The following is a 12,923-nucleotide window of genomic DNA, read 5'->3' as shown; positions in this document are numbered from 1 at the left end:
GAGAAAAAATGAACAAAAATTTCAAAAAAGCAAAATTATCAAACAATAATATAATAGATATTGAATTAGAAAATGGTAAAAAAATAAACGCTAATATTTTGTTTACTTTTGAAGAAAATGGTGACCAATTTATTATGTATGAAATTGATGAAATAGCTTATGGAGCAAAGATAAAAGAAGATAATTCATTAGTTGCTATTGAAGAAGATGAGTGAAATTTAGTTGAAAAAATTTTTAATGAATGGATGGAAGAAAACATTGAAAGCGATGAATAAAAATGTCAAGTATTGAAATAATTAGACTTTGTTTAGGAATAAGTGCAGGCATTGTTGTTTTAATTGCAATAATAGCTTTTATAGTTATTTTTCTAAAAATTAAAAAGAAAAAACAAGAGATTGCATTAGATCAAATTAGAATTAATCAAGAACTTTCTTTAAAAGAAAGTGAAAAGAAAATGATGGAAAGAAAAGATATGGGGGAACCTCTTGTTAATTTGCAACAAGTTTTGGGGCAAACAATTAATCACGAAATTGTTGAATTTTGTATCAATTCTTGCATTAGAAATGAATACAAAAAAGTCTTATTACTAGGTGATGTTGAACCTTATGAAGCAATTACAATTTCAAATAAAGCAAATTCTGAAATATACATAAAAAAAGAAGATTTTGATGAAACAAAATATGTAGAAATTAAAAACAAAATTGAATTAGTTAAACATGATATAAAACTCTTGAACAAAATTGAAAAAGAAAAATTTGATTCAATCATGGTTTTGAATTCATTTAAAGATTTTGATAATTTGTTTTTGCAAAATGAAAAATATTTAATTAAAAATGGAATGTTTATCTTTGCAAATACAAAATCTAATAAAAAAAGTTTGAAAAAACTTATTAGAAATTTGGAAGAGTACAATTATCGCTATGATATTTTAAAATGATATACTGGATTTGTAACTGCAGTTAAATAATTATATTTAAGAAACGGAAAAATGATTGGACCTGTCTATCTTGTAAAATGATAAAATAAACATTAGATACAAAGCAAGTTTTTTAACTGTATTGAAATTGTATATGTTTTTATTTTAAATTTAATTTTTTCTTAATAACATCAATAAAATTTGTTTTATTGAAAATATAATCCAATTCTATTTTGGTACTTAAATCATTTTTAATTGATTCTAAACCTTTACCATCTGCAATCCAAATAAAAATGTATTGATCATTATATTTTTTTAAATAATTAAAAATATTTTCATATGACCTTGAAGTTTCTGAAATTTTAGAACCTTGAGTATTATAAAAAGATGATTCTAATAATATAGTTTTGCTATTTTTATTATTTTTAATAACTACATCAAATTTTTTATTAAATCATTTTTTATGTGATTTAAAAATATCTAATTTTGAAACTTGAAATTGAATATCTAAAAAATCATATTTTTTAAATTCTTTTTTAATTATTTCTTCAATTTCTTTTTCATTCTTTAAACCAAAACGATTTTTTCTTGCGTGTGTATCTAAACCAACTTTTACACCCACTAAATAATCAACAAAATTTTTAATTTTATTTTGTTTTATAAAATCTAATAAACCTGTTTTTTTAAAAAATAAAATTATTGAGTCAACACCTTTAGTCAAATCAATCAATTTTATTGTTTTTTTATCAAACTTTAGTTCCTTGTCAATTTCTGAAGCAACTAGTGTATGTAACACTGAAAACACATTTTTATTCTTTGTGTAAAGAGTTTTAATTTTTTTGATTATTTCTTCTTCATTTGAAGAAATAATGTAATTTAAAGTATTTAATTTAATCTCAATTTCATCAATTTTTTTTATTATTTTTTTAGTATCAATCAAATCTTCTAGTTCAATATTTGTTTTTTCCAATGAAGATAAATATTGTGTTAATTTATCTTTTTCATTCTTTTTTTCTTCATTTATTATTTCATAATTAGTAATCATTACTTCATCTCCTGTATTTTTTCTTTTATTACCTTTTGAATTGATATTGCGATTTGTTGTTATTGGTTTAATATAAAAATCTTGATATAAGTTTCTAATTAATTGGGTATTATGATTTGTCAACATCCATAGAACACCTTTTTCATTCAATTTTTTTAATTGGTTGGCTAATCGGATTTGATCTTCTTTATTAAAACCATCTTGAGTATAAGAAGTAAAACCATTATCAACATTAACTTCATAATCATAGGGAGGATCACAAAAAACAAAATCACCTTTTTTAGTTTGTTTTAATATTTCTTCAAAATCTTGATTAAAAAAATTAATTTGATTATTTTGAAAATATTTATTTAAATTAATTAAATTTTCTTTGTTGTATAAAACTAATTTTTCTCTTGTTTTATTGCTAAATGGAACATTAAATTCATTATTTTTATTAACACGATATAAACCATTAAATCCAGTTTTATTTAAATAAATAAAACGAGCAGCTATTTCAACATCATTTTTCTTTTTCTCTTTTCTTAACTTAAGAAAAAAATCTTTTGAATGATTTAAATGATATTCATCTAATTTATTAATTAATTCATTTACATTATTTCTAATAACTTTATATGTTGTTATTAATTCAAAATTCAAATCATTAATATTTGCTTTATTTGGTTGCAAATAAAAAAGAACAGCACCACCTCCAACAAAAGGTTCAAAATAATTTCTAAATTTATCCGGAAAATAATTAGCTAAATAATTGTTAATAACTTCTCTTTTACCACCAACTCATTTTACAAATGGAGATAGTTTTGTTCTGTTAATATTCATTATCTAACCTAAATACTCCAAATTTTTAATAAATTATAAATTATTTTTATCCATTTTTGGTTGATTGCCAAAAAAATAGTGCAAAAAACAAAAAATAAAACATAGTTATTACCCAAAAAAGTTCTGATAATGAATATTAAAGGAGATAACTTTGAAATTAATTGGTAATAGAAAAATTCAAAAAATCTACAAAACTAAATTATCTTTGTTTGAAAAATATGATGAAGAGAATAGAGAATACATTTTTTTAGGAAATTTAATCCTAGATGATGGTTCTGAAACAAATGAAATTATCGAAAATAATGTAATTAAAGAAACATATTCAGATATTATTTGAATTGATAAAACTATAGATGAAAACAATTATTCATTTATTAAGTTTCTTGAAAGAGATAAAATTATAGAAAATGATTTTTTGCTAAACATTATTAAAAAAATTAAAAAAGATATAATTCAATCCAAAAATCATTCATTATTTGAACCAATAAAAGAAGAATTTGAAAATGATACAAATATTATTAATAAATTTATTTTTGTTAATATAAGTGACAAAGAAATAAAAAATAAAAGTAATATCATTAAGAATATCAAAGATGATTTTGATTGAAATAATGATGATATTATTCAAATCCTAGAATTAAATGATTTAGTAAAACTATATGAGAATAAGTTTTCTACAAAATTATCTGTGGATAAAGCAACATTAAATATATTGAGTGGAAAAAATAATTTTTTAGAATTCGAAAACCCTTTTGCGACTAATACAATTGTCAACAAAGCATATATTTTTAATTTATCAGCTAAATCAGTTAAAGAATTATATGAAACATATGGAAATCAAATTTTAAATTTAAATTTAAGGTATTTTAAAAAGAAAAAAAATGTTGATGAATATATCAAAGAATCAATAAATAATCCTGAAAATTTTTGATACTTAAACAATGGAATGGTTATTATTTGTGATGATTTAGAAATTAGAAAAAAAGAAATTGTTTTAAAAAATTTTTCAATAATAAATGGTGGACAAACAACATATAATATTTCACACACAGATTTTGAAAAAGATTTTTTTATATTATCTAAAATTATTTGTATCAAAAATTGATCTTCAAAAGAAAATAACAAAGAAGCCTATGAGCTTGCTAATAAAATTGCTATTGCTTCTAATAGACAAAAGCCAATTGATAATAAAGACTTAATATCTAATCTGCCATTAGCAACTTTAATCAAAACCACTTTTGCTCAAAATAATGAAAAACTTAATTTCAAAACTTATATAGAAACAAAAGTAGGATCTTTTAAGTTTGATGAAACTGCACAAACTATTTATAAACCCGAACATGTTTTTTCACTAGAAAATCTTTTACAACTAAATTGAACATGAGAAAAAATCATGCCAGGAACAGCAAAAAACGCAAAATCAAAAATTTATAAAGATGAAAAAAGTTTAGAAAAAAGTTTAGATGAAATTTACAATGACTATCAATTATATTCTGAACTATGTTATTTGTTTAGAACTTTTGATTCATTCAAGAAAAAAGATTACATCACTCATCCGTATGTCAAAAAAGATGATTGAAGAAGAAATGTTATAAAAAATTGTTTAATGTACAACATTGTAATAATTAAATTTATTTTTATTTATTTTAAATTAAAAGAAAGTGGCGATGACATTTTAAGTCATTTCAATGATTATGAAAGTATGATTGAATTTCTTGAAAGCAAAAAAATAAAAATTAAAAAATTATTTAGCGAAACATTCATTAATTCACCTCCTAAAGAAAAAAGAGAAAATCTATTTAATGTATTGGTTTCAATAGAACCTGGATCTCCATTTTCAGATGCTTTAATGGCAACTACAGAAAAATTAGGAATTAACCCATCAGAAATCCATAATATGGTTAAAAAAGACCCAAACATATTTGAATATGTTTTCAGCTTTATTCGTTATTTAAAAAATAACACTGACTATCAAAAAATGTTAAAAGAAATTTTTGCTATATAGGTGGTTGAAAACAATGTTTAAAAAATATTTTTATAAAAATAATTACTTTGGTATTGCGATTGAAAGAAAACAAATTCAATTAGGAAACAAAGAATATTTTGATGGATTTAAATGAATAAAATTAGATAATGAAGATGAAAAATTTTGAATATTATCTTTAAAAAATGTAAGAGATGAACATGAATTAGAAAATATTATTGATTTCTTAAATTATCAAATAAATAAAACAAAAGATATCACTTTATCAAATATTTTTGAAAAATTTCTTGCTACTTTTGAACGTTTTAATAAGAATCAACTAATTAATGAATATTTAGGTTTGTTAACTGAAATGGTATTTATTGCCTCTTGCTTAAAACAAAATATTGATCTAAGAAATAATTATCAAAAAAACAATGATCATTTTGATTTTAGACTTAAAAATGAAAAATTTATTGAAATAAAAAAAGTAAACAAAGAATCTAAAAGTATAACATTATCTTATAAACAATTAAATAAATTATCTGAAAATGATTTAGTTGTAGGAGTGGATATTTTTTTAGATTCATCTGATAGTTCTATGGATTTATTAAAAATAATCGAAGAAATAGATTTTGACGAAGAAAGAAAACAATATTTAAACAAAAAAATTTATAATCTCATTAATCAATACAATGAATTGTCTAATTGAAAAGTTTGTTTAGACAAAAGTAATTTTTATATTATTGAAAAAAAATATCTTCCCAAAATTGAAAGTAATTTCAATAATTTATTAATCGATGCCCAATTAAAAATATATGCTTTAGCAATAAATAAAACTAATGAAGAATTTTTTGAAAAAATTAAGAAAGAAATAGAATAGTATGATTAAAAACCCTTTAAGATTTTCGCCATTTGATTTAGATGCCCAGAATGATTTATGGGAATCATTTTTAGATAAGAAAAAAGAAAAAATGGAATTATTTAGCAAAAATAATTATGAAATAGATTTACAAAATTATAAAGAAACTGTACTTAATGTTTATAAAAAAATGAAAGAAAATAACAAAAAAAAATTTTTGATTTATGGAATGATTCAATCAGGAAAAACTGATTTTATAATTGGGTCTATTACAAAAATTTTTTCTGAAAGTAATTCAAATTTAGTTTTTTGATTTAACCAATCAAATAGGAATTTATTAGATCAAAGTTTTAAACGTTTAGAAAAAAATATAAATTCAAATTTGTATACATACCAAACATTGAAAGATAATCTTGATGAAGTTATTAATAAATTAAAAAATAATGAAAATGTTATCATTCTTTCTTTAAAAGAAATTAGACATTTGCAATTTAATAATTTATTAACAGAAAAATTGAATCAACAAAGTATTAGTTATAATTCATATATCTTTGATGATGAAGGAGATGTTGCTTCTTTTAATGATAAAAATAAAGAAGAAGGAAGTCAAATTTTCAATAATTTAAAAACACTTTTTAATAATTCAAAAAGAATAAATGTTGTTTCTATAACAGCAACACCATATGCTCATTTTATTGTAGAAAAAAACAACTTTATGAATCCTAATTTTATTTTCTTTCTGCCACCATCTATAGGATATGTAGATATTAATTTTTTTGTAAATAATTTCCATAATGAAGGGAAAATTTTTCATCAAATAAATTCAATTGATAAAGATGAAATTGACGAAATTCAATATAATAATGAATTAGAATATTCATTACATGTTTTTATAATCCAATGCTTTTGATGAAAAAATATCCAAAAATACAATTCTAAGCCTCGAATGTTAATAAACATTGATAGATTAAAACAAAATCATGAACAAATTGAAATTGCAATTAATAATATTCTTTTAAAAATAAAAAATAGAATTAATATTAAAAATTTAAGTCATATTTGTCAAAATGAATCATTTACTTTTTCTTTCAAAGAAAAAGATAGAGAAGCTTTAATAAAAATAATTGATGAAATTAAAACTATTATTTTTAATGGAAATATAAATATGTCTTTTGATCAATCTGAGAATAATTATTATCATATTATTATTGGAAACAAAAAATTAGATCGTGGTTTAACCATTATTGATTTAATAAATTCATTCATTTCCTTTAGATCTAGAATTCATGCAAATGCTGATTATGTGCTTCAACAAGCGAGATTTTTAGGTTATCGAGAAGAATATAAAAATATGATAAGGATTTTTTTAACTAGAGAACTAATCTCTGACTATATACAAATTAATGATAATATTATTAATTTCATTCAAATTATTGAAAACTCAAATAATGATTTTTCAAAAATAGAAAAATTTATTCCTTTATCAAATGAAAATGATCTATATGATTACAAGTTGTTCCCAACTAGAGATTCAATATCAAATTATGAATATGTATCAAATAATGGAAAAATAGACTTTATTAAAAATAAATATTTTGATAATGATGATGAATTAGATAAAAATAATTTTATTTTTTATGAAAAATTTAAAAAAGTCAAAAATAAAAAATTTGATACAAAAAATAATGAATATATTGATTTTCCTTCATGAACTAATTTTTCAAATGAACTATTTGATACTACAAATAAAGAAAAATTAAAAAATAAATTATTTGAAATATGTTTTGATAAAAATAATCTTTATGATTTAAATGTTTTAAATAAAATAATAAATGATAATTCATTGTCAATTGTTGTGAGAAAATTACAAGAAAATAAACGTCAAATTAATAAATCAAAAACATTAAATTATTTTTGAATAGGTAAAGGAAATTATGCTCAAAATGAAAAAGAGTTTTATTTAAAAGGTAAAACAATATCTATTGACATTATCCCAATTCATATCAAAAATGAAGAAGAAAAAATAAACAAATTAATCTATAGAACAAGAATTTTTATAAATAAAGAAATAGAAAAAGATTTTGTGAGTGGATATAAAATTAAAAATTAATCAATATTTAGAATAACATTTACATTCAATTTTATTTAAATTTAAAAATGGTATCCTTCACAACATTCGGGTTTTTCTATACCATAATAATATTTTTCATCACATGTTTCACAAGAACTATTTTCACAATGATCTAAACAAAATTCCATAACTATCTATCCTCCAAATTTTAATTATTAGTTTTAAATTATTACAAATCACTAAATATATTTATGATTAAATATTTTTAACTTTAATTTATTTCTCAACATTCAATTCATTATGCTCATTAATAAATTCTTGAAATAAATCAATAAGATGTAAGTAAACTTTATTTTCTTCTTGATCATCAAACTTTAATTCAATTTTTTCTTTCACTGGTGTTTTAGATGCCAATTTGATTAAAAATTTATTAATTCCTTCAATATTTCAATCTTGTGATTGTTCACTTATTTCTAATTCTTCATTTGCAAATTTAGCAATAAATTTATTTTCATCGATTTTTTTAATTTCTAATAACATTATTTATCTCCTTTTTGATTAATGATTTTGTAATATCTTTGTTTTAAATATTCTTTTCCACCTTCAAGATAATGAGCGCTATTTTCATTGATTACTTCTTCAAGTTTAGCAATTTTATATGGTTCATTTTGGTTGTTTAAATCAGCAATAATTACTCTTTGGGGATTAGATAAAATTCCAATATTTGCATTGTGAGTAACAACAATAACTTGGTTATTATCTTTTTGATTTAACATTGGTAAAATCTCTTCTGCAATAGTATGATTATCTAAATTATCTTCAGGTTGATCTAGATATAAATCTTCATTAATTGATTTATTAAATTTGTATTTAAGACCATAAATTGATTTTTGACCTAATGATAGAGCTTCATATTCTTTTTTTTCATTACCAAAATCAACTAAAACTTTAACTTCATTTTTTATTTCTCTTGCAAGACAATTTTTAATGGTTTCTTCCTTAAAATCTTTAATCCCTTTTTCAGTTAAAGATTTTAATCATTTAGTTACATCTTCTTTTGAATTGCCCGGCGAATGAAAAACGGTTTTTAATATTTCAATTTTAGTTTCATCATCGAGTACTAAGTTTTGTGGAATTTGATAGTATAAAACATTTTTTTGGTTTGAATCATTTTCAATATTTAAAATTGTTTCTTGTGCATTTAAGTTTTCAAAATATTTAATTACATTAAATAAATCGTGAGCCAAATTTTTAAAATGATTCTTTGCTTGGATTTCATAACTTTTTAATCCTCCAGAAGCATAATTTTCTGTTTTTATTTTTTCAATTGTTTTTCGATAAGCTTTGTAGAAAGAATTTGAAAACATATTAATTCTTTTTAAAAATAACTCTCTTTGTTTGATTAAGTTAATTAAATCTTTATTATCCTTAATGATTTCTTCAATCATTTCATTAATTGAAATTGCAAAATTTTGATCATTAATTATTTTGGTTTTATCTAATAATTTTAGTTTTTTAATTTTATTTTCATACTCTTCATTGGCAATGAAAAAATTTTGATATTCTTTTAATTCTTCTTCAATTAATTTTGATAAATTAATTGGTTTATAATCTAATTTAGTTATTAAATCTAGTTGATTGTTATTCACTAAATCTTTCATTTTAAAAGTATTTGTTCAATTAATGTTTACTAATTCGTTTTTAAAATAATCATTTACTTTATTCATTGATAAATAAAGATTTCGAATTTCTAAAATTAATTTATTAACATCTTCAGAAATTTCAATTTGTTTTTTAGCATAAGTAAATTTTTGATCCTCAATTTCTTTAGTACTAGTTAAATCTTTTTTAATCTTATCATCTTGATAAATAACATCATTTCGATTGTTATAATCTTCTTCTTTTTCTTTCTTTTTCTTTTTAGATAATTGTGAAAATAAAATTTCTTCATTACTATATTTAATTGCCTTTTCAAATTTTAAGTGATAACTTTCTAATGCTTTAATCACATTTTCAGAAATATAGTTATTTTTTAAACCGGCAATTAAATCAAACAAAGTTGATTTACCTCCGCCTTTAGGGCCAATAATTACATTAACATTAGGCGCTAAAGATAAAGATATTGATTTAGCAGAAAAATCTTTTGTATTTTTAAAAACAATTTCTTTAATCATCTATTCTCCTTTTAAAATAATTTTTGTTTTTATTTAATTGATTTTTTAATTCTTTAAATGAAATTTCTTCCATATCATCAATAATAGTTATTAATCGATTTAATTGCGGATAATTATCTCATTGATGAGTATCAGAAAAAGCAACAACTGAAGAATTGATTCCTTTCTTTATTACAGATAAATAGTTTTTATCGTTTTCGTTAGAAATTTCAATTGCATCATAATCAATTTTTAATAGGTCTTCATATTTAAAATGATCACTTTTCCCCACATGAGGGATGACAATTTTTTCAAAATTTTTAAAAAGTTCTTTGCATTTAGTTAAGGAAATACCGCGTTTAGGAGTTTCTTTAATAGTTATTGTGCGAATTTTTGTTAGTTCATCTTTAGTTAAATGATTATCAAATACAAAAATAACATTTGCTATTTTCCCATCTAAACGAACAACATTAACTTCAATAGCGGGTAATAACAAAATATTAGCAGTCTGAGCTAGTTCTCTTGCTTCTAAATAAAAATCAACATCAAAAATATTGTGATCAGAAAAGGCGCAAATTTGAACTTTTTCTTTTATCAATTGACTAATTGAATCATATAAAGAATTTCACTTAATAGCATCTCCATTTTTTCTAGAAACAAATGAATGAAGATGTAAATCAATTTTTACTCTCATACAAGTACAAAAATTTATCATTCTTGATAAGCGAGTATTTTGTCAACCTTAAAATTTCAAATTAATCTCTAATAATAAACTAATTTGAATCTTAAAAATACTATTCAAAATACAACAAAATTATATTAAAGTTTACATTGATTTTAAAATCTAATTTTTGATCAAACATATCTATGATCAGAAGAGACTGTTTTTGAAGAAACTTCTTTATTAAATCAAACATCATTAAATAATTTTCTTCCTTGCTCATTTACACCGGCTCAATATACTCCAGTTTCAATTAAATTACTATTATGAGAAGGAATTGAATAATCGGCTCTTTTCCCAAAAGTTGAAGTTCTAGATTCAAAAAATGGATGATTATTTGAATTTTTTTCTATAGCTGCACCAATAGATGTTGGTACAAATTCTTTATTTATTTTTTGATTAATTAGTTGTGAAGATAAAAGTTCACTAATACCAATATGAGAATCTTCGTTTTTTGTAAATGGATCAGAATTTAGATCTCCTAAAATTACAAATTTTTCATTTTTTCCATCTAAACCACCATAAGAACCATTATCATCATAAATAAACGAAGCATTTTCTATGTAATATTTTCAAAAAATTACTTCATAATAGTTACGAATCAAATTTGCTTTAGTTACTATATCAAAAGCAGGAGGAGTTGGATGGGATAATAATAAATGAATTTTTTCATTATTAATTTTAACTGGAATATCAACATGATTTTTTGAAGATAATCTTAAACGATTTCACTCCTCATCACTATACCAATTATCACCCGTTTTCATACCTTGAGGTATTTTGTCAAAGTTTGGGTCTCCTTCTTTAACTGTAATTTTTGGTATTTCTATATTTGGCATATCTTTGATTAAAAAATTTTGAAATGTTCTTTTTTCTTTTGATATTAACTCATATTTAGATAATAAAGCAAAAGCATAATGTCCATGGTAATAACCAAAACCATAAGCATCATTTGGAGAACTATTAATAATTCCATCATTATCTAAATCCATATTTGATTCTAATCCTGTATTTGTTGCAAATGAATCATAAAAAGGATAAAAAATAGGTTCTAACATAATTGAAGTGTCACTAAAAGAATTAAGACTTTGAGAAAAAGATAAATAATTTTTTTGAAACAATTCTATTGTTTCTTTTGAACCGTTTCCATCATTATTAAATTCATTTAATAATAAAATATCTGGTCTTTTGTATTGAATAATTGCGGCTATATTACGAATTTGAATAATTCTTTCAGCATTTTCTTTTTCTTCTTTTGTTAATAAACTAGCATCATTTTTATCGCTTGCACTTTTATATTTTTCAATTAGAGTATTTTGTTCTTCATTGGTAAAAGAGAAAAACTTAACTCAACGATCATATGTCTCATTTTTATCATTATCAACTGCAAAAGAAACGTTAAAAGTAGAAACAGTAACTTCGTTTGTTTCTTTTAAATTATTTTTTTGACATGATGTTAAAAAAATAGGTGGTAATAACAAAATGGGCGATGATAATAATGTTAATTTTAATTTTGAAAATTTCATATTTTTCCTTTCTACAACAACTTCACAATTTCAATTTTAAAGGTAAATATTTGTGCAAATTTTTACTACTGTTAAAGATTTATAACAATAGTAGATATAATTAATAGTAATTTAAATATAATTTGCAAAACGGAGGAAATATGACACCACATATTAATGCAAAAAAAGAAGAAATAGCTAAAGTTGTTTTGATGCCAGGAGACCCACTTAGAGCAAAATTTATTGCTGAAAAATATTTAAAAAATGTAAAGCAAGTTAATAACGTAAGAAATATGTTAATGTTTACAGGAACATATAAAGACAAAGAAGTAACAATTGCAGGTTCAGGGATGGGACAACCATCAATTGGAATTTATTCTTTTGAATTATTTAAATTTTATGATGTTGACAAAATTATTAGAATTGGTTCAGCAGGTTCATATAAAGAAAACTTAGATTTATATGAAGTGTTTTTAGTAGAAAGCTCTTTCTCTGATTCAAGTGCTTATAGCGAATTAGTTTTAGGTGAAAAAACTAATATTCATTATCCTTCAAAAGAATTAAACAAAGAAATAGAAAAATCTGCAAAAGATTTAGAGATCAATTTAAATAAAGGAAGAGTTCATTCTTCTGATGTTTTTTATGCTTCAAGGCCATTATCTGAAACATTGGCAATAACACAAGCTGATTGTGTTGAAATGGAATCATACGCTTTATTTGTTAATGCTAAAAAATTAAATAAACAAGCTGCAACATTATTAACAATTTCAGATAACTTAATCACAAAAAAAGAAACTTCACCTGAAGAAAGAGAAAAGAAATTTTTAAAAATGGTTGAAGTTGCTCTAAACATTCTCTAAAAAAATAA

General features: G+C 21.7%; 11 protein-coding genes. 6 read left to right on the top strand and 5 right to left on the bottom strand.

The window, feature by feature from the left end; translation table 4 throughout:
* Positions 1 to 8 precede the first annotated feature (8 nt).
* Positions 9 to 275 (top strand): DUF1292 domain-containing protein, encoded by a 267-nt coding sequence (locus ACJA28_RS00815; protein WP_022935280.1) that lies wholly within the window; start codon positions 9 to 11, stop codon positions 273 to 275.
* Positions 276 to 277: 2 nt separating this feature from the next.
* A complete protein-coding gene (locus ACJA28_RS00810; protein ID WP_022935281.1) occupies positions 278 to 967 on the top strand; it encodes a BC85_0335 family putative methyltransferase in 690 nt (229 codons plus the stop codon).
* A gap of 109 nt (positions 968 to 1,076) precedes the next feature.
* Here the strand turns inward: ACJA28_RS00810 and ACJA28_RS00805 are convergent, their stop codons facing one another.
* Complete coding sequence (locus tag ACJA28_RS00805) at positions 1,077 to 2,780, bottom strand: DpnII family type II restriction endonuclease (RefSeq protein WP_022935282.1); 1,704 nt, start codon at positions 2,778 to 2,780, stop codon at positions 1,077 to 1,079.
* 151 nt (positions 2,781 to 2,931) lie between these two features.
* Between ACJA28_RS00805 and ACJA28_RS00800 the strand changes: the two genes are divergently transcribed.
* Genes ACJA28_RS00800 through ACJA28_RS00790 form a run of 3 tightly spaced genes read left to right on the top strand, consistent with a single transcriptional unit; the run spans position 2,932 to position 7,715 of the window.
* Positions 2,932 to 4,785, top strand: a complete 1,854-nt coding sequence (locus ACJA28_RS00800; RefSeq protein WP_022935572.1) for an AIPR family protein — start codon at positions 2,932 to 2,934, stop codon at positions 4,783 to 4,785.
* A 13-nt stretch (positions 4,786 to 4,798) separates the two neighbouring features.
* A complete protein-coding gene (locus ACJA28_RS00795; RefSeq protein WP_022935571.1) occupies positions 4,799 to 5,626 on the top strand; it encodes a hypothetical protein in 828 nt (275 codons plus the stop codon).
* A 1-nt stretch (position 5,627) separates the two neighbouring features.
* Positions 5,628 to 7,715, top strand: coding sequence for a Z1 domain-containing protein (locus tag ACJA28_RS00790; protein ID WP_022935570.1), 2,088 nt, complete (start codon positions 5,628 to 5,630; stop codon positions 7,713 to 7,715).
* A gap of 237 nt (positions 7,716 to 7,952) precedes the next feature.
* Here ACJA28_RS00790 and ACJA28_RS00785 read toward each other — a convergent pair whose 3' ends face one another.
* The 4 genes from ACJA28_RS00785 to ACJA28_RS00770 all read right to left on the bottom strand — a co-directional run bounded on the left by ACJA28_RS00785 (position 7,953) and on the right by ACJA28_RS00770 (position 12,076).
* Complete coding sequence (locus ACJA28_RS00785) at positions 7,953 to 8,216, bottom strand: hypothetical protein (RefSeq protein WP_022935569.1); 264 nt, start codon at positions 8,214 to 8,216, stop codon at positions 7,953 to 7,955.
* Complete coding sequence (locus tag ACJA28_RS00780) at positions 8,216 to 9,850, bottom strand: ABC transporter ATP-binding protein (RefSeq protein ID WP_022935568.1); 1,635 nt, start codon at positions 9,848 to 9,850, stop codon at positions 8,216 to 8,218. The genes ACJA28_RS00785 and ACJA28_RS00780 overlap by 1 nt, the downstream gene beginning before the upstream one ends.
* Positions 9,843 to 10,523, bottom strand: a complete 681-nt coding sequence (locus tag ACJA28_RS00775; protein ID WP_022935567.1) for a hypothetical protein — start codon at positions 10,521 to 10,523, stop codon at positions 9,843 to 9,845. The genes ACJA28_RS00780 and ACJA28_RS00775 overlap by 8 nt, the downstream gene beginning before the upstream one ends.
* Before the next feature lie 143 nt (positions 10,524 to 10,666).
* The gene (locus ACJA28_RS00770) at positions 10,667 to 12,076 is read right to left on the bottom strand and encodes an endonuclease/exonuclease/phosphatase family protein (protein ID WP_022935566.1); all 1,410 of its coding nucleotides are present in this window, start codon (positions 12,074 to 12,076) and stop codon (positions 10,667 to 10,669) included.
* A 140-nt stretch (positions 12,077 to 12,216) separates the two neighbouring features.
* Between ACJA28_RS00770 and deoD the strand changes: the two genes are divergently transcribed.
* Entirely contained in the window at positions 12,217 to 12,915 is a 699-nt protein-coding gene (gene deoD, locus ACJA28_RS00765) for a purine-nucleoside phosphorylase (RefSeq protein ID WP_022935565.1), read from the top strand.
* The last annotated feature ends 8 nt before the right edge of the window (positions 12,916 to 12,923 follow it).

Source organism: Mesomycoplasma moatsii (genome assembly GCF_045276915.1).
GTDB lineage: Bacteria > Bacillota_I > Bacilli_A > Mycoplasmatales > Metamycoplasmataceae > UBA710.
This window is presented reverse-complemented; position numbering and strand designations above follow the sequence as displayed.